We start from the raw sequence: 21160 nt of genomic DNA, 5'->3' as shown, positions 1-21160 counted from the left end.
ACCCCCAAGGCGACCAATGTCCTTCATCCCTGACACTTCGACGCTCATCCAGTTCGCCATTGCCACAATCATCCTGGCGATCACGCCGGGGCCGGACATGACCCTGTTCGTCTCGCGCACGCTGAGCCAGGGCCGCGCCACCGGCTTCGCTTCCCTGGCGGGCGCGCTCTGCGGCACGCTGATCCACACCACGCTGGTGGTGGTCGGCATCTCGGCGCTGATCGTGGCTTCGCCGATGGCCTTCTTCGTGCTCAAGATTTTCGGCGCCGGCTATCTGGTGTTCCTGGCCTTTCAGACGGTCACGAAGGGGTCGGCGTTCTCGCCGCAGAAGAGCACGGGACCGCAGGTCTCGCTGTTCCGCAGCTGGGCGGCCGGGCTCGGCATCAACCTGCTCAACCCGAAGATCGTTCTGTTCTTCATGACCTTCCTGCCGCAATTCGTCTCCGCGCATGATCCCAACGCGTCGGGAAAACTGTTCTTCCTCGGCGTGATGTTCGTCGTGCTTTCGACCCCGGTGACGGTACCGATGGTGCTGGCGGCGGAGAAGTTCTCGGCGGCGATGAAGGCCAGTCCGCGCATCACGCGCGTCTTCGACTATCTGTTCGGTGGCGTGTTCTCGGCCTTCGCGCTCAAGATTCTGACGGCGCAGGCGAAGTAGCTGTCGCTCAGCGCTTGCGGCAATCGGCAAGGCTTCAGCGATATAACTTCACCGCATGCCGGGCCAGAGCGATCGTCGCCGCGGCGGCGATGAGCGCGCAGACGCCCGGCCATCCCCAATGGCTGTAGATCTTGACGCCGATCCACGAGCCGGCGCTGCCGCCGAGGAAAACGCACGTCATATAGGCCGTGTTGAGCCTGCTGCGGGCGTCGGGACGGATCGCGAAGACGCGCGCCTGGTTGGCGGTTTGACCGCTTTGCACCGCGATATCGAGAAGCAGCATGCCCGCCGTGAGCGCCAGCAGGCCTGTCATTCCTCCAAGCGCACCGCCGAGCAGGACGATCGCCGCCGCGATGCCGGTGAAAAAGGCGAGCGGGCTGACGAAATCGGGACCCTTGCGGTCGATCAGCCGGCCGACGATCGGCGTGCAGAACACGCTGGCCGCGCCGACCAGCGCGATCAGTCCGACCGCCTGGCCGCCAAGGTGGTATAGCGGCCCGCCGAGCAGCAAGGCGAGGCTTGTCCAGGCGGCGGTGAAGCCGCCGAACATGAGCGCCTGGTAGAGGCAGGAGCGGCGCAGCTCCGGCTCGTCGCGGAAGAGAATGAAGGCTGCCGCGACCAGCGAAGGATAGCGCTGCGACGATGTCGGCGCCGTCCTGGGCAGCACCAGACCGAGCAGCACGGCGAAGGCGAACAGCGCCGCCGCGGCGACGAAATAGGGCCCGCGCCAGCCGATATGCTCGCCGAGAAAGCCGCCGAAGGTGCGGGCCAAAAGAATGCCGGCCAGCAGCCCGCTGAGCAGCGTTCCGGTGACCGCGCCGCGCCGCTCCGGCGGCACCAGCCCGGCCGCCATCGGCAGCAGGATCTGCGGCACCACGGTGGTGATGCCCGTCGCCATGCTTGCGACTGCCAGCACCGGCAGCGTCGGCGCCTGGCTGGCGATCAGAAGCGCGGCGGCCGTCAGCGTCAACAAGGTCGCGACGAGCGGACGATGCGGCAGCCGGTCTCCCAGCGGCACCAGCAGCAGAAGGCCAAGGGCATAGCCAAGTTGTGCGGTGGTGATGACCAGGGCCGCCGCGTCGGCGGAAACGCCGAGATCGGACGCAATCAGCAGCGTTATCGCCTGGGGGAAGTAAATGGTAGCAACGCTTACGCCGCAGGCGATGGAGAGGATGAACAGCAGGCCGGCACCGAGGCCGGAAGGATTGCGCTCGGCCGGTTGATCGAGCCGTTCGGCCATGGCGGCGGCCGAGCCGCCATTCATCTCGCCTTCCGCCATGGCCCTGCTCCTGTCGGTATGGTTCTGCCAGAGCAATTCCCGGAAAAATGTGAGCGGTTAAGTTCGGCGCCTTCGCCGTAACCTTCCGTCCGGAATTGCGTAACAACAAAGGGACAGAGCGGTTCGCCGTTTCGATGAAACGGTGAAACGCTCTAGGCGTGGCGGGCTGAAGTCGATACGCGCAGCCCGTTCAACCGGGTGGGTTTTGGCATGATCTGCCGCGGAACGGTCCGCAACTTTTCGTCATCGGTTCAAGATTCCGCGTCGGGCAGCGGCTCGCGGCGCCAGCTTCCGGCCCAGCGGCCGGCGAAGAGCCAGTAGAAGATGCCGCCGACCATGCCGGAGCCGATCAGCGCCAGCCTCACGCTGTTGTCGGTGACGTCGAAGTCGCTATCGCCGATCCTGTGCGCGAAGCCGAGGAAGACGACGGCGACGACCGCGCCGCCCAGCGCGTAAAACAGCCAGTCGCGGCGGCCAAGCACCTCGGCCGCCAGGATCACGACGGCCGCCGGCATGAAGGCGAAATAGGCGACGAACAGCGCCACGAAAGGCACCGAGAAATAGAGCGCCGGCGCAATCGTCGGGTGCCCTGGCTCCAGCGGATAGCCGAAATAGCCGAGGAAAAGCGCGTTGAGGAAAGCACTCGCCGCCAGCGAGCCGACGAGATAGCCGATCAGGATGACCGCGAAGCGGACGAGATAGGCGATGATGCGCCTCACGCCTCGCCATGCCCCGCGATCATCATGGCTTCGAGCGCGAGCCGGTCCACTTTGCGCATGCGCTCGGACTCCGACTTGAGCTGGCCGCAGGCGGCGAGGATGTCGCGGCCGCGCGGCGTGCGGATCGGCGAGGCGTAGCCGGCATTGTTTATGTAGTCGGCAAACTTTTCGATCGTCTCCCAGTCGGAGCACTGGTAGTTGGTACCGGGCCAAGGGTTGAAAGGGATCAAATTGATCTTGGCCGGAATGCCCTTCAAGAGCTTCACCAGCGCCTTGGCGTCATCGAGGGAATCGTTGACGTCCTTCAGCATCACATATTCGAAGGTGATGCGCTTGGCGTTGGAGAGGCCGGGATAGGCCTTGCAGGCGGCGATCAGCTCCTTCAGCGGGAATTTTTTGTTGATCGGCACCAGCAGGTCGCGCAGGTCGTCATTGGTGGCATGCAGCGAGATCGCCAGCATGACGCCGATCTCCTCGCCGGTGCGGGCGATCTCCGGCACGACGCCGGAGGTCGACAGCGTGATGCGTCGCTTCGACAGGGACAGGCCATCGCCGTCGGAAGCGATCAGCAGCGCCTTCTTCACCGCCTCGAAATTGTAGAGCGGCTCGCCCATGCCCATCATGACGATGTTGGACACCTTGCGACCCTCGGCCGGCACGATGGCGCCGTCGGGCGTGTCGCGGTCGGGGAAGTCGCCGAGCCGGTCGCGCGCGGTGAGCAGCTGCGCCAGGATCTCCTCGGTGGTGAGGTTGCGCACCAGCTTCTGCGTGCCGGTGTGGCAGAAGGAGCAGGTCAGCGCGCAGCCGACCTGCGAGGAGATGCAGAGCGTGCCGCGGCCTTCCTCGGGGATGTAGACGGTCTCGATCTCGACCGGGCGGCCGGCGCCGCGCGGCGGAAAGCGGAACAGCCATTTGCGCGTGCCGTCGGAAGAGATCTGCTCCTCGACGATCTCGGGGCGCGCGACGGTGAAGTGCTTGTCGAGCTCGGCGCGCAATTCCTTGGAGATGTTGAACATATGCGCGAAGTCGGAGACGCCGCGCACATACATCCAGTGCCAGAGCTGCTGGGCGCGCATTTTCGCCTGGCGCTCCGGCACGATGCCGGCGCCGACAAGCGCCTCGCCGAGCTCGGCGCGGGTCAGGCCGATCAGCGACGGCTTCTCGGCCGGTGTTGCGCGGCGCAAGGCGTCACGGGCGCCTTCGGCGGTAAGATCAAGCGAAACGGTCATGGTGGCGCCAATATAAGCGATTTGCGGCCGATTTCAGCATCGGCCGGACAGGAAGCGCGGCGCATAGCACAGCTTGGCGGCGGAGTCATGCGGCTGGCCTTCCTCCCCCTTGTGGGGGAAGGTCGCCGCGACGCGGCCGGCTGCCGCCATGAAACCCGATCACATATTCGTGTTGGCGTAACCATTCGCGCTGCGTCGGCGAACCGGAAGGGGGCGACCATGCCCCTCAACAATGGGAGTTGTTCAGATGAACTCGATCAAGTTCGCACTCATTGCCGGCCTCGCCGGTCTTTGCGCCTCGCAGGCCTTCGCCGAAGACACGATGGGCGCCATGACGATGATGAAGGGCGGTCAGGTCACCGCGATCATGCCGGACGGCCACATGGGCACCATGATGCCGGACGCCAAGATGAGCGCCGAAATGATGAAGATGGCCAAACCGATCAAGCATTGCATGATGATGATCACCGACGCCAAGGGCAAGGCCTATATGATCGACACCACGACCAAGAAGGCCCAGACCGAATGTGAAAAAATGGCGATGTGAGGCCAGTTTCCGTCTCACCGGCTCGTCTGGCCGGTGAGACGGCGCCCGGCTTGCCGCTAGGCCGGCCGATCACCTGTCAATCTCAAGGGTATTGATCCCGGTGCTCTGGTCCGTTTCGGGCGGTGGCGGCGCGGCGCCACGGGCCCGATACGAAGGCAAGTCGGGAGCGCCTGTCGGAGCGGGGTTTGCCTCGAGCCGAGCAATCAGGCGCTTCATCTGAGCGATCTCACGAACCTGTGCGTCGATGATGCCGTCAGCCAGCTTGCGAACTTCGGGATTGCGAATGTGGGCTCGTTCGCTGGTCATGATTGCGATCGAGTGATGTGGGATCATCGCCTTCATGTAAGAAACGTCGGTCACGGTTTCCTGGCTCCTGACCAGCCATAACGCGCCGGCAAAAACGGCAATGGCGGCTACGACAATGGCGACGTTTGCTGCGATGTTTTTGTACATCTCCCACATGAAGCCAATCATGATGAGCGCCATCGTGCCGCCCATCAAAATGGCCATCCAGACGCGGGTCTGGCTGAAGAAGACATGATCCAGCGCATATGTGTTCAGATACATGAGCCCATACATGACGATGGTCGATACCACGGTCATTGCGACAAATCGGATGTAGCTCATGCCTCTTCTCCTCGCTAAAGGAGCAGAACTATCGGCGCGAACGTTTGATCCGTCGTCGGCCCAGGGCTTCGTATTCTGCTCTCGACCGACTTCCTGATGCTGATCGCGCAATAGGCGGAGTCCGTTTGAGAGGACAGGTATGGCCGGCATATCCCGAAAGTACCCGATGCTGCGGCGTTCCCACGCCATGTGGGTGTCGCGGCGCGTCTGGCAGCCTCGCCTGGTCTTCTGGGCCGGTGCCATCTCGATCGGCCTGATCAGCGTCCTGTTCGCCCTGCTTGCCGACCGGGCGCAAGCCCTGTTCCATGTCATGACGGGGACCGAGGACGGCTGGCGCTTCTATCTGCCCCTGGTCATGACGCCGCTTGGGTTCGTGCTCTGCGCCTGGCTGGCGCATTCCTTCTTCCCGGGATCGCAAGGCAGCGGCATTCCGCAGGCGATCGCGGCGCGGCATCTGCGCGACGAGGACGACCGCAGCCGCATCCTGTCGCTCAGGCTGGTAGTGGGCAAGATCGCGCTCACCGTCGTCGGCCTCGCCTGCGGCGCCTCGATCGGCCGCGAGGGCCCGACTGTGCAGGTCGGCGCCTCGCTGATGCTGCAGGCGGCGCGCTGGGGCGGCATGGCACAGGCGCGCGGGCTGATCCTGGCCGGCTCCGCCGCCGGCATCGCCGCTGCCTTCAACACGCCGCTCGCCGGCATCGTCTTCGCCATCGAGGAGATGGGCCGCGCCTATGAGGCGCGCACCAATGGGCTGGTGCTGACGGCGGTGATCCTGGCCGGCCTCGCCTCGCTCGGGCTGCTCGGCAACTATACCTATTTCGGCGTCGCCAGGGACACGGTGGCGTTTGCCACGGACTGGCCGCTGGTGCTGGCCTGCGGCATCATCGGCGGCGGTGTCGGCGCGCTGTTCTCGCTCTTGGCGCTGAAGGTCATGCGCCGCATCCGGCGCTGGAACGCGCCGCAGCCGCTGCCGCGCGCGCTGGTCGTGGCGGCCATCTGCGGGCTTGCCGTCGCGGTGATCGGCGTCGCGTCCAGCGGGCTGACCTTCGGCACCGGCTATGCGCAGGCGCGCGGCGCGATCGAAGGCACGCCGCTGCCGGCCTTCTTCTTCGTCGAGAAATTCGCCGCCGGCCTGTTGTCGATGGTGTCGGGCATTCCGGGCGGCCTCTTCGCGCCGTCGCTGGCGGTGGGCGCGGGGCTGGGCAGCACGCTCGGCCTGGTGTTCGGCACCGCCACGGGGACTGCGGCGCTGCTCGGCATGGCCGGCTATTTCGCCGGCGTCGTGCAGGCGCCGATGACGGCCTTTGTCATCATCCTCGAAATGACCGGCAACCACGACAATGTCATCGCGCTGATGTGCGCGGCGATGCTGGGTTACGGCACGGCGCGGCTCATCTCCAACGAACCGCTCTACCATGCGCTGTCACGCGTCTTCATCGCGGAAGCGATCCGGCGGCGCAGGGCGGAAGCCCCTGCACAGGGCTGAGCGCAAACAAAAGGCCGGACTTGATGCCCGGCCCTGTGCTCAAAATCGGATTCCGTTTCGGCTTACTTGCACTTGGCGATGGAAGCCAACGCGGCCGAGATGCCCTTCAGCGAAAAGACGTAGGAGGTGGGGTTGCCGCGGCCTGACTTCGCCTGCACTTTCATGTCGGTGCCGGTCTTCATGGCGGCGATCAGCACCGGTTCTTCAGCGGCGTTCTCGACCCAGGCCGACTTGCCGCGGGTGAACATCGAGAAGGTCTTCTTGTCGATGGTGACGGTGGCCTTCGAGCCTTCCTGGAAATTGTAGCCGGCGATGAACTGCGGCTCGTAGGAGACCTGCTGCCCCGGACGCTGGCTGACGAAGAAGAACATGTCGCCATGGTCGAGCGACGGCGGCTGCTTGTCGGTCGGCACGGTCAGCACATAGCAGACCTTGCCGGCCTGCGACTGATAGCTGTAGGTGCCCCAGGCATTGTGCTGGCCGATCTTGGTCGCCTGCTGCGCCAGCGCCGGGGCAGCGAAAGCGGCCACCAGGACCAGGCTGGAAACTGTAGCAATCAATCCGCGCATCGTTCTTCCCGTATTCCATATGGTGCGGAGGCGGGCCGCTTGGGCGTCCTGCCGTCGCTTCATTTTGATTTAATCAGGGTTACCAAACGGTGAATTGTCCTCGAAGAAAAGGAGCTCACCCCAGGAAACCGCCACTTTCGCGCTGCCGCCTGTGGTTGTCAGCGCGTTGTCCCGGCGCGGAGTTGGATGCCACGAAAACGGCAAGAGTTTGTCTTTTCGCACGCGCTGATTTTCGGTCGGGTCGCGATCAGTTCCGGTCAGCCAGCGCCTCCCTGGCGGCCTGCCTGTGGGCAGGCGTGATATGGGCGCTGACGGCGGTGATCGCGGCGGTGAGCACGGCAAGGTCGTCGGTGAAGCCGAGGCCAACGATGAAGTCGGGGATGAAGTCGACCGGCAGGACGAAATAGCCGAGCGCGGCGATGAGGATGCCCTTGGCGCGCAGCGGCGTGTCTTTGTCCATGGCGCAGTAATAGGCGGCGACCACCTCGTCCATGAACGGGATCTGCCGCGCCGCTTTCTTGGCGGTGCGCCAGAACTTCTCGCGGACCTCGCCTTCGCCGGCAAGCTTGTCGCCGAAGCCGAAGAAATCGAAACCGGAACCTTGCGTCATCCATCGCTCCTTGGCGGCGCGCAACCCATGCGTGCCGATCCGCCGCGAAAGATGTGGGGGAAGCGACATGGCGCTGCAAGAGTTGGCAGGGTTTGGACTCAGAAAATCGGACTCCCGTGAGATCGGTCGTGATCCTTCGCGCCCCCCTCTGGCCTGCCGGCCATCTCCCCCACAAGGGGGGAGATCAGACGTCACGCCGACTTTCGCCAATCGCCATTTCAAGGCATCTCCACCAACGCTACGGAGTCGAGGCGGCCTCCCGACGACCTACCCGAAATACCGGTTCATCCGCTTTGCCAGCTCGATGTCGAGCGCCGTCACGCCGCCGGCGTCATGGGTGTTCAGCGTCACGTCGACAGTCTTGTAGACATTGGACCAATCCGGGTGATGGTCCATCTTTTCGGCCGCCAGCGCCACGCGCGTCATGAAGGCGAAGGCCTCGGAGAAATTCTTGAAGACGAAGCTGCGCTTGATCGAGGCGCCGTCGGCTGCGAGCGACCAGCCGTCGAGCTCGGCCAGAGCGGCGGCGATCGCCTCCTTGCTGAGTTTTTCTCTCGTCATGATGACTTCCCGTGCTATCTCGAATTTGGCCCTCACCATAATGCAAGTCGCCCAAAGCTGCTTTGCGTTTTGGGCTTCCAAATGCACAAACGGCGCATATCGCATGAGCATAAAGCCCATAAATTCGGTTCTGTTCGTCTGCCTCGGCAACATCTGCCGCTCGCCGCTGGCCGAGGGCGTGTTTCGCACCGTCTGGGCCGAGCGCGGCCGGGGCCGCGTTATGCTGCTCGATTCGGCCGGGACCGGTGGCTGGCACGCGGGGCAAGAGCCCGACCGGCGCTCGATCGCGGTGGCCTCGAGGCATGGCGTCGACATTTCAGGGCAGAGGGCGCAAGGTACTGCCGGAGGATTTTTCGCGCTTCGACCTGATCCTCGGCATGGACCGCGCCAATGTGCGCGACCTCAAGACGCTGGCGCCGTCGGCCGCGCGAGACCGGATTCATCTTTATCTGGACTTCGCCACGGGGAAGGCCGCGGACGTGCCGGATCCCTATTATGACGGCGCCGAGGCCTTCGCCTCGGTCTACCGCATGATCCGCGAGGCGTCGGAGGCGCTGGCGAAGCGGCTCGAGGCCAGCGTTTCGCCGACCAGCGGCCAGGCTTCCTCGACGATGTAGGGGCCGCCGCCGACCGAATCGCGCGACGACATCAGGACGAAGCGGCCGACGCGGAAGGGAAGTGCGGCGAAATTGCCGCGCGCCGAAAGATATTGCGCGACATCGAGCGGGCTCGCATTGCGCAGGCGCGCCAGCGTCACATGCGGCGAGAATTTGCGTGGATCCGCCGGCAGGCCGAGCCGCTGGCAGATGCGGTCGATTTCCCCCTGCAGCGCGACAAGGTCCGGCGAGGCGGACACGCCGGCCCACACCGCATGCGGTTTCTTGCCGCCGAAGGCGCCGACGCCGGAGAGCGTCATCTGGAAAGAGGGGCGGTCAACCCTGTCGAGGGCGTTGGCGATCTCGTCGGCGACATGACCTTCGACATCGCCGATGAAGCGCAGCGTCAGATGGTAGTTTTCGACATCGATCCAGCGCGCTCCGGGCAGCCCGCCCCGGAGCAGGGACAAGGAGAGAGCGGCATCACGCGGAATTTCGAGGGCGGTGAAAAGACGTGGCATGTGAAGCCTCCTGTCCTCGAATCGAAACTCTCGGCCCTAGCGAATCATCGATGCAGGCGCGGGGCAAGCGGTTTGTTGTCCACAAAGTTTCCCCAGCGGAAAGCGTGACTTTTCGGTCTCACGACGCACCGCCATTGTCCGCGATGGCCTTCTCGACCACCGGGAGGATGCGGTCGACCATGATGTCGACCCCCTTGGGATTGGGATGCAGGCCGTCCTCCAGCTGCAGGTCGGCGTGGCCGGCGACTCCGTCGAGGAAGAACGGATAGAGCGGAACGCCGTATTTTTCGGCGAGCCGCGGATAGATGGCGTCGAACGTCTTCTGGTAGTCGGCGCCGAGATTGGGCGCGGCACGCATGCCGGCGAGCAGCACCGCGATCTTGCGCTCTCTCAGCTTGCCAAGCATGGCGTCGAGGTTCTTCTCAGCGATGTCGGGTGAAAGGCCACGCAGCATGTCGTTGGCGCCGAGCTCGAGGATAACCAGCCTTGTGCCGTCCGGCACCGACCAGTCGAGCCGCGCCAGCCCGCCGCTCGAGGTGTCGCCCGACACGCCGGCATTGGCCACGGTGACATCAAGGCCCTTCGCCTTCAAGGCTGCCTGCAGCCTGTCGGTGAAACCCTGGCCAGGGCCAAGGCTGTAGCCCGCCATCAGGCTGTCGCCGAAGCCGACGATGGTGAAGGTGGCGGCGCGCGCCGACGAAATGGCGCCGCAAAGGCCAAGGAAAAAGATGAGGGCTGCGAAAACAACGGGGGCTGCGGCAAAACGATGTTTGAATGCCATGCGGCGAGCCCCATATGACCGAAACAACCCAAGGAAGGAGACACGGGCCGTCTCCTTTTTTCACATATAGGGCGCTTTTATTGTGACAGAAGCCGTCATCGCGCTGAGGGACGTATCGCTGACGCTCGGCGAGGGCGCGTCCTCCGTCCATGTGCTGAAGGGCGTGAGCATGGATGTGGCGGCCGGGCAAGCCACAGGCATTGTCGGCCCTTCGGGTTCCGGCAAGTCCACGCTGCTGATGGTTTTGGCCGGCCTGGAGCGGGTCGATTCGGGCACGGTCCGGATCGCCGGCGAGCTGATCAATGGCAAAAGCGAGGACCAGATTGCTTCGTTTCGGGGGCGAAACATCGGCATCGTGTTCCAGTCCTTCCATCTCATCCCCAATATGACGGCGCTGGAGAATGTCGCGGTGCCGCTCGAGCTCGCCGGCCATGCCGATCCGTTCGGCGTCGCCGCGCGCGAGCTCGCGGCGGTCGGCCTGAGCGACCGCGTGACGCATTATCCAGGCGAGCTTTCCGGCGGCGAGCAGCAGCGCGTGGCGATCGCGCGGGCGCTGGCGCCGTCGCCGCGCATCCTCATCGCCGACGAGCCGACCGGCAATCTCGACCAGGCGACGGGCAAGCAGATCGCCGATCTTCTGTTCGCCAAGGCGGCGGAACGCGGCATGACGCTGGTGCTGGTCACGCATGATCCGGCGCTCGCCGCGCGCTGCGCGCGCCAGGTCTCGATGCGCTCCGGGCGGATCGAGGACGCGCCGAAAGCCGTGAAGGTACCCGCCTGATGCGGACATTGAAGCTCGCCATCCGCTTCTCGCTGCGCGAGATGCGCGGCGGCCTGTCCGGCTTCATGATCTTCCTCGCCTGCATCGCGCTCGGCGTCGCGGCGATCGGCGGCGTCAATTCGGTGGCGCAGGCGATCAGCGCCGGCGTCGCCAACCAGGGTCAGACGCTGCTCGGCGGCGATCTGCGCTTCCAGGTCAACCAGCGCAGCGCTTCGGACGCCGAGCTTGGCTTCATCAGGAGCCTCGGCACGGTGTCGCTCAACTCCGGCATGCGCTCGATGGCGCGGCTGGAAGACGGCTCCGACCAGGCGCTGGTCGAAGCCAAGGCGGTCGACGGCGCCTATCCGCTCTACGGCGCGCTGGAAACGGATCCGGCGCTGCCGAGGGAGCAATTGTTCGGGGAGCGGTCAGGCGTGTTCGGCGCCGCCGCGCCAGACCTGTTGTTCGAGCGTCTCAACCTGCACGTCGGTGACAGGCTGAAGCTTGGCAGCGCCGTTTTCGAGCTGCGCGCCAGGCTGGTCAACGAGCCGGACGCGGTGTCGGACGGTTTCGGCTTCGCACCGCGGCTGATGATGTCGCGCGAGGGCCTCGCCGCTTCCGGCCTGGTGCAGCCCGGCAGCCTGGTCGAGAACGCCTATAAGGTGCGGCTGCCCGACGGGACGTCCGAGACGCGGATCAAGGATATCCAGGCTCAAGCCGCGAAGGATTTCCCGCAGGCTGGCTGGTCGATCCGCACGCGCAGCAACGCCGCGCCCGCGCTGTCGGCCAATATCGAGCGTTTCTCGCAATTCCTGACCCTGGTCGGGCTGACGGCGCTGGTGGTCGGCGGCGTCGGCGTGGCAAACGCCGTGCGCGCCTATCTCGACGGCAAGCGCGGCGTCATCGCTACCTTCAAGAGCCTCGGCGCCTCGGGCGGCTTCGTCTTCACCGTCTATCTGGTGCAGATCCTTTTGATCGCGGGTCTCGGCATCGTGCTTGGGCTGATCCTGGGCGCGGCGATGCCGTTCGTGGCGAGCGCGCTCCTGCAGTCCGTCATCCCCGTGCCGGCGCAAGGCGGCTTCTATCCCGGCGCGCTCGCCATGGCGGCGCTGTTCGGCCTGCTGGTGACGCTGGCTTTCGCGCTTCTGCCGCTCGGCCGCGCCCGCGACGTGCCGGCAACCGCGCTGTTCCGCGAGATGGGATTCGAGAGCCGCGGCCTGCCGCGTCTGCCCTATACGGGCGCGGCGCTCACGATCGTCGTTGCGCTGGCGACACTAGCGATCCTTTCGGCCAACGACTATCGCATCGCCTCGATCTTCGTCGGCGCCACCGTCTTTGCCTTCCTGGTGCTACGGCTGGTGGCGGCGCTGGTGCAATGGGCGGCCAGGAAGAGCCCGCGCGTGCGCTCCGTCTCATTGAGGCTGGCGCTCGGCAACATTCATCGGCCCGGCGCGCTGACGCCTTCGGTGGTGCTGTCGCTCGGGCTCGGGCTGACGCTTCTGGTGACGCTGGCGCTGATCGACGGGAATCTCAGGCAGCAGATCTCCGGCAGCCTGCCTGAGCGGGCGCCGAACTTCTTCTTCGTCGACATCCAGAGCAGCGATGTCGACGCCTTCGCCAGCCTTGTCGGCAATGAGTCGCCTCGTGGAACGCTGGTCAAGGTGCCGATGCTGCGCGGCCGCATCATGGCGCTCAACGGCGTCGACGTCGACAAGGTGAAGATCCCGGCCGACGGCGCCTGGGTACTGCGCGGCGACCGCGGCCTGACCTATGACGCCAGGCAGCCGGAAAACGCGACGCTGACCGAAGGCGCGTGGTGGCCGCAGGATTATTCCGGCGAGCCGCTGGTGTCGTTCTCGGCCGAGGAGGGCAAGGCCATCGGGCTGAAGCTCGGCGATACAGTCACCGTCAATGTGCTGGGACGCAACGTCACCGCGAAGATCGCCAATTTCCGTCAGGTTGAGTGGGGGACGATGGGCATCAACTTCGTCATGGTGTTCTCGCCCAACGCCTTTGCCGGGGCGCCGCATGGCTGGCTGGCGACGCTGACCGACAAACAAGCCACCGCGGCCGACGACGCGAGGCTGCTCAACGCTGTCACCCGCGCCTTTCCGGCGGTGACGACGGTGCGCGTCAAGGACGCGCTCGACATCGTCAACCGGCTGGTGGCGCAACTGGGCACGGCGATCCGCACTGCTGCCGGCGTGGCGCTGATCGCCTCGGTGCTGGTGCTCTCAGGCGCCTTGGCCGCCGGCAACCGGGCGCGCATCCATGACGCCGTGGTGCTGAAGACGCTCGGCGCGACAAGGCGGACGCTGATCGCCGCTTTCTCGCTGGAATATGTGCTGATCGGTCTTGCGACGGCGCTGTTCGCGCTGGCCGCCGGCGGCACCGCCGCCTGGTTCGTGGTCGCGCATATCATGACGCTGTCGTCGCATTTCATGCCGGAGGTGGCGGTGGCGACGATCCTGGTTTCGCTGACGGTCACCGTCGGCATCGGCCTTGCCGGCACCTGGCGGGTGCTTGGCCACCAGGCGGCGCCGGTGCTGCGCAATCTCTGACCGAGCGCGGCTCCAAGTCCCTGCTCCGTTAAATCTTTGTAAGAATGGCGTTCGGAAGGCCCAAAAACCGGCCTTTTGCTTTCTCACAAAGCGTTACCGCGCGTTACCGTCTTGTTCTTGACGCCGAGAACGCTCATATTTTGCGCAGGCATGCTGGAGCTCCGCCAGCGGCGCCCGGTCTCAAAAGACCTGTCACCGGACGGGGCAGAAGCAACAGAGGATTTCCAATGGCTGATCCCATTCGCAACTACCAGACGTCCGCCGCCCCCGGCGCGCGCGTCGATATCGATCAGGGCCTGCGCGCCTATATGATCAAAGTCTACAACCTCATGGGGCTTGGCCTGCTCATTACCGGCCTTGCCGCCTGGGGCGCTTTCCATCTCGCCGTCACGGGCGACGGCCAGCTGACCGGTTTCGGCCAGCTCATCTATGCCAGCGCGTTCCGCTGGGTCGTCATCCTGGCGCCGCTCGCCGCGGTGATGTTCCTGTCGTTCCGCATTCAGTCGATGAGCGTGGCGGCGGCGCAGACCACGTTCTGGGTCTATGCCGGCCTTGTCGGCCTGTCGCTGTCGACGATCTTCCTCGTCTACACCGGCACCAGCATCACCCAGACCTTCTTCGCCACGGCCGCAGCCTTCGGCGGTCTGTCGCTCTACGGCTACACGACCAGGCGCGACCTGTCGGCGTTCGGCTCGTTCCTGATCATGGGCGTGATCGGCCTGCTGATCGCGATGCTGATCAACATCTTCCTGCAGTCGTCGGCGCTCGCCTTCGCCATCTCGGCGATCGGCGTGCTGGTCTTCGCCGGTCTTACCGCCTACGACACGCAGAAGATCAAGGAGATGTATTTCGAGGGTGACGTCGCCGACGTCGCCGGCCGCAAGGCGATCATGGGCGCGCTGCGCCTCTATCTCGACTTCATCAACCTGTTCATGTTCCTGCTGCAGTTCATGGGCGACCGCCGCTAAGGGCGGTTCCCCAGTCTCACTGGACCATAGAGTTGCGAAAGGGCGGCCCAACGGCCGCCCTTTCCTTTTGCGCATGCCTCTGCTGTTATCGAGGCAGGAAAATAAACTGCATAGATTATGAGCAATATCGCGATCAGGGCCGCCACCGCGGCTGACCTCGACCGGATCACCGAAATCTATGCCGATGCGGTCGTCCACGGCACGGCGAGCTACGAGCTGGAGCCGCCCAGCCGCGCCGAGATGGGCAATCGATTCGACAATCTGACGGCGGGCGGCTTTCCCTATCTCGTAGCAGAGAAGGACGGCGCCGTGCTCGGCTATGCCTATGCCGGACCGCTCCGGCCGCGCCCCGCCTACAGGTTCGTCATCGAGGATTCGGTCTATGTCGCGCCCGAGGCCAAGGGGCAGGGCGTGGGCTCGCTGCTGATGCTGGCGCTGATCGAAACGGCACGCAAGGCGGGCTTTCGCCAGATCATCGCGGTCATCGGCGACGGCCATGCCGACAGCGCCTCGGTGCGGCTGCACGAAAAACTTGGCTTCCGTCATTCCGGGCGCCTGGAAGGATCCGGCTACAAGCACGGGCGCTGGCTGGACACGGTGTTCATGCAGCTGCCGCTGAATGGCGGCGCGGAATTGCCGCCCGACCCGGATTCGCTGCCGGAGCGGAGATTTCGCGGGGGGCTCACGGGGAACTGAAGAACTGAAGAACTGAAGAACTGAAGAACTGAAGAACTGAAGAACTGAAGAACTGAAGAACTGAAGAACTGAAGAACTGAAGAAGGGGCGCTCAGGGCCCGCTGGAGCCGCGGCTTTTTTCCTCAGTTCTTCAATTCCTCAGTTCCCCAGTTCCCCTTTTCACGCCTCGACCACCCTCAGCTTGGCATCGAACACGCCAAGCACGCGGCCGAGTTCCTGGCCCCGCTTCAGGATGCGGCCGCCCGCCGCGATGACGGCGAATGCGCCTTGCCGACGCGCCAGCTTCGGGTCCTTGACGATCTGGAACAGCGGCACTTCGCTCGCCCGGCGAAAGACGGAAAACACAGCGCGATCAGTAAGATGGTCGATGGCATAGTCGCGCCATTCGTTGGCCGCCACCATGCGTCCGTAAAGCTTCAGGATCTGATCGAGCTCGCGCCGATCGAATCGCACCGGCTGGTCAAGGCGTGCGCTGCGCGCCTCGTGCAACGGGATCAATATTCCGGATGCTTCCCCATCCTCCATCCCGCTGCTGTGATCGGTCATGCCTCGATCCTTCGACTGAATCATGCGCCGGCCAAGGTTCGCGCTTTCAGGATCGAATTGCAAGGGCCAGCCAGGCATGCGCCCGGTCGCGCGGTTTCCCAAACGTCCAGTCACGTTTGCGAAACACATGTTGGAATTGGTGATGCTCCGCCACAATCTCGCCACAAATAATCCGCGCTCATGCCCCAATGTCCGACGAGTTTACCGGCGTTGCCTGAGACGGTTCGGTCCGGCACCGGCTCGTAAACCCCAAGCCCCCCGCCCACGGGTCAGCGTCGGATCGAACCAACCTCGGTTTTTCCTTGGAAAAATCAGGTGCGACGATCCCAAAACCTGAATCACCGGCGTCAGAAGCAAGCTGACGCCGGTTTTTTATTGGGCTGGCGGGGCTTTCCCTTCTCCCACAAGGGGAGAAGGGAAAAAGCTAAAGCCGATCCGGCTTGCGGATGAAGGCGGCGCCGAGGATCGGGCCGGGCATGCCGTCCTTGCCGACCGACTGCAGCAGCACCGCGCAGCCGCCCTTCTTGGCGATCTCGGTCATCGGCAATTCGTAACGCTGGGCCTTGCCGTGCCACATGCCGGCGGTCTGGATGTCGGAAACGGCGTTCCAGTAGGTCAGGCTGCGGCCGCTGTTCTCGCCCTGGCCAATCTTCACCATCTGCGGCGGATCGAAATAGACGATCACCACATGGGCATCCGCCGGGCCGTTGCCGGCATCGCCCGCGTCGATCATGACACGGTCGCTGGTGCGGCTCACCTTGATGGCGACCCGCATGCCTTCGCCGGTCCTGTCCATCCGGGCCAAGGCGCCGTCGACATCCTTGCGGCTGGCACCGTTGACGTGGCTGCGGCCGTTGATGACGGCCTGTGGCGTGTAGACCGAGCGGCTGCCGAAGGCGCGCATATAGTCATATTGCCGCTCGGTGTTCTCCTTGGTGCTCAGCGTGTCCTGCCAGCCGAGATAGTCCCAGTAATTGACGTGGTAGGCGAGCGCGATGATGTTGTCCTTGCCGGCGAGTTCGGCGAAGAGCTCGTCGGCCGGCGGACAGGAACTGCAGCCCTGGCTGGTGAACAATTCGACCACGCCCAAAGGTCTGTCGGTTTGGGGCTTGTCGGTCGCGGCCTTCTCAGGCTCGGCTGCCAGGGCCACGCCGCCCAACGCCGTAAGGGCCAGCGCTGCTGCCGCAAGCCGCAATCGTCCTCGAAATGCCATGACTTTTCCAATTCCCGCCGGTGACGCCGGCTTTGTTCTGATTGCTAAAATATGTGGCAGAAGCGGCGGTCAACGGGAAGTCACGTTGCGGTGAAATTTTTGCTGTTTCAGCCGCAGGTAAGGGCCCAATAGGAGAGCGGTTGCATTTCAAGGCGCGGTTCGATCGGGGAGCAGCATCCGCACCACGTGGCAAACTCTCCTGACCTCCGTCGATCTTTATTGCGAACGGACGGGACCAAGACTTTGGGCGGAGCCGGCTAATGCTTTGACCAACCTGGCTTTCATTGCCGCGGGACTGTCAGGCGTCCGGCAAGTGCGGCGATACAGGACCGGCAGCTTCGCCGAGGTGCTGGCCTGGTGGGTGGTCGCGATCGGCATCGGCTCGACGGGCTGATGCTGGCGGTGCTGCTGGCCGCGACGGCGGGGTTTGGAAAGCAAGGGCAGTAGGGCAGTAGGGCAGTAGGGCAGTAGGGCAGTAGGGCAGTAGGGCAGTAGGGCAGTAGGGCAGTAGGGCAGTAGGGCAGTAGGGCAGTAGGGAGTGTCTTTCCCTACTCCCTTACTGCCCTACTCCCTTATTCCCCTATTAGGCAGCCAAATCCCGCAGCACGTATTGCAAGATGCCGCCGTTCTTGAAGTAGTCGAGCTCATCCAGCGTATCGATGCGGCAGATGATCGGCACGTTCTTCACCGTGCCGTCGCCATAGGTCACCTTGGCCACCATCTTCTGGCGCGGCTTGATCGCGTCCAGGCCGTCGATCTCGACCAGCTCGTCGCCCTTCAGATTGAGCGAGGCCCATGAGGTGCCTTCCTCGAAGACGAAGGGGATGACGCCCATGCCGACCAGGTTGGAACGATGGATGCGCTCGAAGGACTGGGCGATGACCGCGCGGACACCAAGGAGATTCGTTCCCTTGGCCGCCCAGTCGCGCGAGGAGCCGTTGCCGTATTCGACGCCAGCGAAGATCACCAGCGGCACGCCGTCCTTCTTGTACTCCATCGCTGCGTCGTAGATCGACATCTCCTCCTTCGAGGGATAGTGGATCGTGTAGCCGCCCTCGCGGCCGTTCTCGCCAAGCATGTGGTTGCGGATGCGGATGTTGGCGAAGGTGCCGCGCATCATCACCTCATGGTTGCCGCGCCGCGTGCCGTACTGGTTGAAATCGGCGACGCCGACGCCATGCTCGGTGAGATACTTGCCGGCCGGCGAGGCGGCCTTGATCGAACCCGCCGGCGAGATGTGGTCGGTGGTGATCTTGTCGCCGAAGAGGCCGAGCACGCGCGCGCCCTTGATGTCGCCGACCTTGCCGAAGGCGCGGCCCATGCCGGCGAAATAGGGCGGGTTCTGCACATAGGTCGAATGGTCGTCCCAGGCATAGGTCTGGCCTTCCGGCGCCTTGACCTTCTGCCAGTAGGCGTCGCCCTTGAAGACGTCGGCATATTTGCGGGCGAACAACTCGCGCGTGACATTCTTCTCGATGAACTCCTGGATCTCGGCCGAGGTCGGCCAGATGTCCTTGAGATAGACCGGCTTGCCGTCGCTGCCCTCGCCGAGCGGCTCGGTGGTCAGGTCCTTGGTCACCGTGCCGGCCAGCGCATGCGCCACCACCAGCGGCGGCGAGGCGAGATAGTTGGCCTGCACATCCGGCGAGACGCGGCCTTCGAAGTTGCGATTGCCGGACAAGACCGCGGCGGCGATCAGGCCCTTATCGTTGATGGTCTTGGAGATCGGCGCCGGCAGCGGGCCGGAATTGCCGATGCAGGTGGTGCAGCCGAAGCCGACCAGATTGAAGCCGATCTGGTCGAGTTCCTTCTGCAGGCCGGACTTTTCCAGATACTCGGCCACCACCTGGCTGCCAGGGGCGAGCGAGGTTTTCACCCACGGCTTCTGCTTCAGGCCGACGCGGTTGGCATTGCGGGCCAAAAGGCCGGCGCCGATCAGCACGCTCGGGTTGGAGGTGTTGGTGCAGGACGTGATGGCGGCGATGACGACGTCGCCATGGCCAAGATCGTGGCCGGTGCCTTCGACCGCATAGCGCTTCGAGATCTCGGCGGCCTTCTTGTATTCGGTCTCCATCGCCTTGGCGAAGCCGGCCGGAACGTCCTGCAGGGCGACGCGGCCTTCGGGGCGCTTCGGCCCGGCCATCGACGGCACGACGTCGCCGAGATCGAGCTCGAGCAGGTCGGTGAAGACCGGATCGGCCGAGCCGGCGTCACGCCACATGCCTTGCGCCTTGGAATAGGCCTCGACCAGGGCGATGCGGCCTTCCTCGCGGCCGGACATGGTGAGGTAGCGGATAGTTTCCGAGTCGACGGGGAAGAAGCCGCAGGTGGCGCCATATTCCGGCGCCATGTTGCCGATGGTGGCGCGGTCGGCCAGCGTCATGTTGGAGAGGCCGGGGCCGAAGAATTCGACGAACTTGCCGACGACGCCCTTCTTGCGCAGCATCTGGGTGACGGTGAGCACGAGGTCGGTGGCGGTCACGCCTTCCTTGAGCTTGCCGGTGAGGCGGAAGCCGATGACCTCCGGCAGAAGCATGGAGACCGGCTGGCCAAGCATCGCGGCCTCGGCCTCGATGCCGCCGACGCCCCAGCCGAGCACGCCGAGTCCGTTGATCATGGTGGTGTGCGAATCGGTGCCGACGCACGTGTCGGGATAAGCGACCGTCTCGCCGTCTTCCGAATTGGTCCACACCACCTGTCCCAGATATTCTAGATTGACCTGGTGGCAGATGCCGGTGCCGGGCGGCACGACGCGGAAGTTGCGGAAGGCCTGCTGGCCCCATTTCAGGAACTTATAGCGTTCCTCGTTGCGCTCATATTCGAGCTCGACATTGCGGGCGAAGGCCATCGGCGTGCCGAACTCGTCGACAATGACGGAATGGTCGATGACGAGATCGACCGGCACCAGCGGGTTGATCTTTTCAGGATCGCCGCCGAGCGCCTTGATGCCGTCGCGCATGGCCGCGAGGTCCACCACCGCCGGCACGCCGGTGAAGTCCTGCATCAGCACGCGGGCCGGGCGATAGGCGATCTCGACGCCGGCGGTGCCCTTGTCGGCCAGCCAGGCGGCGACCGCCTGGATCGATTCCTTGGTGACCGAGCGGCCATCCTCGTTGCGCAGCAGGTTTTCCAGCAGCACCTTCATCGAATAGGGCAGCCGGGAAATGCCGGTGAGGCCGTTCTTCTCGGCCTCAGCGAGGTCGAAATAAGCGTAGTCCGCGCCACCTGCGGTCAGGGTGCGGCGGCAATTGAAACTGTCGAGGGATTTCGTCACGGCGATCCGTCCTTGTCTGTTCAGCCTGAAAGGGAACGGACGCCGTTGGCATGCAATCACGCGCAAAGGTGCGGGTACGGCCATTTCCGCTGTCCGCTCCCAAGCAACCCGAGCCGTTCAAGGCGGCGCGTGCGCTGGTTCGGCGCTAATCCTGATCCCGCGCCGACCGCTGGCACGGATGATCCGCATATAGAGAATTTCCTGGAATAGTTCTAGACAGTCGAAAGACGAATTTGCGTGAGCCGGAAACGGCTCCGAAACGGTGCTTTCGGGACGGGCAAGAATGCGGCTGATCGCCGAAAATTTAGGCGGCGAGCGCGGCGGCGAGGCGGTTTTCTCCAACATCGGCTTTGCGCTCGACCAGGGCGAGGCGCTCATCGTCACCGGCCCGAACGGCTCGGGCAAATCGACGCTGCTGAGAATTGTCGCCGGTCTGCTGCCGGCAGCCAGGGGCAAGGTGCTGGTCGAAGGCGGCGGCGAGGTTTTCCCGACGGTCGCCTCAGCTTCGCATTATCTCGGTCATCTCAACGCGATGAAGACGGCGCTCAGTGTCGAGGAGAATCTCGGCTTCTGGCGGGCTTTCGAGGGCGAACCGGCGTTGAGCGTCGAAGAGGCGCTGGAGACGGTGGCGCTCGGCGGCCTCGGGCATCTGCCCTTCGGCTATCTGTCGACCGGGCAAAGGCGGCGGGTGTCGATCGCCAAGCTTCTGGTCAGCAGGCGGCCGGTCTGGCTGCTCGACGAGCCGACGGCGGGGCTGGACAAGGCCTCTGAGGAAAGGTTCGCGGGGCTGATGCGGGACCATCTCGAGGATGGAGGGATTGTGGTGGCGGCGACACATTTGCCGCTGGGGTTGGAGGGGGCGCGCGAGCTGCAAATGAGGGTAGCCGGTTGATGTTTGCGCCAAGCCCCCCTCTCTGCCCTGCCGGGCATCTCCCCCTCAAGGGGGGAGATCGGCAGTT

General features: G+C 64.5%; 20 protein-coding genes and 2 pseudogenes. 10 read left to right on the top strand and 12 right to left on the bottom strand.

Going from position 1 to position 21160, the window contains the following annotated elements; all coding sequences use genetic code 11:
• Window positions 1-16 precede the first annotated feature (16 nt).
• The gene (locus EN862_RS24230) at window positions 17-658 is read left to right on the top strand and encodes a LysE family translocator (protein WP_127866057.1); all 642 of its coding nucleotides are present in this window, start codon (window positions 17-19) and stop codon (window positions 656-658) included.
• Window positions 659-692: 34 nt separating this feature from the next.
• On the opposite strand, the gene EN862_RS24225 is transcribed toward EN862_RS24230, so the two are convergent.
• The 3 genes from EN862_RS24225 to rlmN all read right to left on the bottom strand — a co-directional run bounded on the left by EN862_RS24225 (window position 693) and on the right by rlmN (window position 3885).
• Window positions 693-1937: an MFS transporter gene (locus tag EN862_RS24225; protein WP_210235679.1), complete on the bottom strand. Its 1245-nt coding sequence runs from the start codon at window positions 1935-1937 to the stop codon at window positions 693-695.
• Window positions 1938-2188: 251 nt separating this feature from the next.
• Window positions 2189-2656 (bottom strand): hypothetical protein, encoded by a 468-nt coding sequence (locus tag EN862_RS24220; RefSeq protein ID WP_127866056.1) that lies wholly within the window; start codon window positions 2654-2656, stop codon window positions 2189-2191.
• On the bottom strand, window positions 2653-3885 hold the full coding sequence (rlmN, locus tag EN862_RS24215; RefSeq protein ID WP_127866055.1) for a 23S rRNA (adenine(2503)-C(2))-methyltransferase RlmN: 1233 nt from the start codon (window positions 3883-3885) through the stop codon (window positions 2653-2655). Before rlmN ends, EN862_RS24220 begins: the two co-directional genes overlap by 4 nt.
• 247 nt (window positions 3886-4132) lie before the next feature.
• Here rlmN and EN862_RS24210 point away from each other — a divergent pair, with 247 nt between their 5' ends.
• On the top strand, window positions 4133-4432 hold the full coding sequence (locus tag EN862_RS24210; RefSeq protein WP_127866054.1) for a hypothetical protein: 300 nt from the start codon (window positions 4133-4135) through the stop codon (window positions 4430-4432).
• 69 nt (window positions 4433-4501) lie between these two features.
• Here EN862_RS24210 and EN862_RS24205 read toward each other — a convergent pair whose 3' ends face one another.
• Window positions 4502-5059: a DUF305 domain-containing protein gene (locus tag EN862_RS24205; protein WP_127866053.1), complete on the bottom strand. Its 558-nt coding sequence runs from the start codon at window positions 5057-5059 to the stop codon at window positions 4502-4504.
• A 139-nt stretch (window positions 5060-5198) separates the two neighbouring features.
• Between EN862_RS24205 and EN862_RS24200 the strand changes: the two genes are divergently transcribed.
• The gene (locus EN862_RS24200) at window positions 5199-6545 is read left to right on the top strand and encodes a chloride channel protein (RefSeq protein ID WP_127866052.1); all 1347 of its coding nucleotides are present in this window, start codon (window positions 5199-5201) and stop codon (window positions 6543-6545) included.
• A 62-nt stretch (window positions 6546-6607) separates the two neighbouring features.
• On the opposite strand, the gene EN862_RS24195 is transcribed toward EN862_RS24200, so the two are convergent.
• From EN862_RS24195 to EN862_RS24185, 3 genes are all read right to left on the bottom strand, one after another.
• Window positions 6608-7114 (bottom strand): invasion associated locus B family protein, encoded by a 507-nt coding sequence (locus EN862_RS24195; protein ID WP_127866051.1) that lies wholly within the window; start codon window positions 7112-7114, stop codon window positions 6608-6610.
• A gap of 247 nt (window positions 7115-7361) precedes the next feature.
• The gene (locus EN862_RS24190) at window positions 7362-7724 is read right to left on the bottom strand and encodes a YkvA family protein (RefSeq protein ID WP_127866050.1); all 363 of its coding nucleotides are present in this window, start codon (window positions 7722-7724) and stop codon (window positions 7362-7364) included.
• 267 nt (window positions 7725-7991) lie between these two features.
• Window positions 7992-8285: a 4a-hydroxytetrahydrobiopterin dehydratase gene (locus tag EN862_RS24185; RefSeq protein ID WP_127866049.1), complete on the bottom strand. Its 294-nt coding sequence runs from the start codon at window positions 8283-8285 to the stop codon at window positions 7992-7994.
• 103 nt (window positions 8286-8388) lie between these two features.
• Here EN862_RS24185 and EN862_RS24180 point away from each other — a divergent pair.
• Window positions 8389-8902: pseudogene (locus tag EN862_RS24180) on the top strand (low molecular weight protein-tyrosine-phosphatase).
• Here EN862_RS24180 and thpR read toward each other — a convergent pair.
• Together thpR and EN862_RS24170 are read right to left on the bottom strand one after the other, a co-directional pair.
• The gene (thpR, locus tag EN862_RS24175; protein ID WP_127866048.1) at window positions 8809-9402 is read right to left on the bottom strand and encodes an RNA 2',3'-cyclic phosphodiesterase; all 594 of its coding nucleotides are present in this window, start codon (window positions 9400-9402) and stop codon (window positions 8809-8811) included. The pseudogene EN862_RS24180 and the gene thpR sit on opposite strands and share 94 nt — an antisense overlap.
• A 118-nt stretch (window positions 9403-9520) precedes the next feature.
• Window positions 9521-10183 carry an arylesterase gene (locus EN862_RS24170; protein ID WP_127866047.1) on the bottom strand — a complete coding sequence of 221 codons (663 nt, stop codon included), beginning with the start codon at window positions 10181-10183 and terminating at the stop codon, window positions 9521-9523.
• Window positions 10184-10265: 82 nt separating this feature from the next.
• Here EN862_RS24170 and EN862_RS24165 point away from each other — a divergent pair, with 82 nt between their 5' ends.
• The 4 genes from EN862_RS24165 (at window position 10266) to EN862_RS24150 (ending at window position 15168) form a co-directional block, all read left to right on the top strand.
• Complete coding sequence (locus EN862_RS24165; protein WP_127866046.1) at window positions 10266-10964, top strand: ABC transporter ATP-binding protein; 699 nt, start codon at window positions 10266-10268, stop codon at window positions 10962-10964.
• Window positions 10964-13504 (top strand): ABC transporter permease, encoded by a 2541-nt coding sequence (locus EN862_RS24160; protein ID WP_127866045.1) that lies wholly within the window; start codon window positions 10964-10966, stop codon window positions 13502-13504. Before EN862_RS24165 ends, EN862_RS24160 begins: the two co-directional genes overlap by 1 nt.
• Before the next feature lie 227 nt (window positions 13505-13731).
• On the top strand, window positions 13732-14472 hold the full coding sequence (locus tag EN862_RS24155) for a Bax inhibitor-1/YccA family protein (RefSeq protein WP_127866044.1): 741 nt from the start codon (window positions 13732-13734) through the stop codon (window positions 14470-14472).
• A gap of 117 nt (window positions 14473-14589) precedes the next feature.
• Window positions 14590-15168, top strand: coding sequence for a GNAT family N-acetyltransferase (locus tag EN862_RS24150; RefSeq protein WP_127866043.1), 579 nt, complete (start codon window positions 14590-14592; stop codon window positions 15166-15168).
• A 159-nt stretch (window positions 15169-15327) separates the two neighbouring features.
• Here the strand turns inward: EN862_RS24150 and EN862_RS24145 are convergent, their stop codons facing one another.
• On the bottom strand, window positions 15328-15714 hold the full coding sequence (locus EN862_RS24145) for a DUF2794 domain-containing protein (protein ID WP_127866042.1): 387 nt from the start codon (window positions 15712-15714) through the stop codon (window positions 15328-15330).
• A gap of 424 nt (window positions 15715-16138) precedes the next feature.
• A complete protein-coding gene (locus EN862_RS24140; protein ID WP_127866041.1) occupies window positions 16139-16927 on the bottom strand; it encodes a thioredoxin family protein in 789 nt (262 codons plus the stop codon).
• Between the two features lie 175 nt (window positions 16928-17102).
• On the opposite strand from EN862_RS24140, the pseudogene EN862_RS24135 reads away from it, so the two are divergent.
• Window positions 17103-17315 (top strand): annotated as a pseudogene (locus EN862_RS24135) (hypothetical protein); the annotation flags it as partial.
• A 195-nt stretch (window positions 17316-17510) separates the two neighbouring features.
• On the opposite strand, the gene acnA reads toward EN862_RS24135, so the two are convergent.
• Window positions 17511-20201, bottom strand: a complete 2691-nt coding sequence (gene acnA / locus EN862_RS24130; protein WP_127866040.1) for an aconitate hydratase AcnA — start codon at window positions 20199-20201, stop codon at window positions 17511-17513.
• Window positions 20202-20484: 283 nt separating this feature from the next.
• On the opposite strand from acnA, the gene ccmA reads away from it, so the two are divergent.
• The gene (gene ccmA, locus EN862_RS24125) at window positions 20485-21093 is read left to right on the top strand and encodes a heme ABC exporter ATP-binding protein CcmA (RefSeq protein WP_127866039.1); all 609 of its coding nucleotides are present in this window, start codon (window positions 20485-20487) and stop codon (window positions 21091-21093) included.
• Window positions 21094-21160: the final 67 nt, after the last annotated feature.

Origin of the sequence: Mesorhizobium sp. M2E.F.Ca.ET.219.01.1.1, from assembly GCF_004016445.2 — a bacterium.
Classification (GTDB): domain Bacteria; phylum Pseudomonadota; class Alphaproteobacteria; order Rhizobiales; family Rhizobiaceae; genus Mesorhizobium.
Note: the sequence above shows the minus strand (reverse complement) of the source record. Positions and strands in the feature narration are given on the sequence as shown.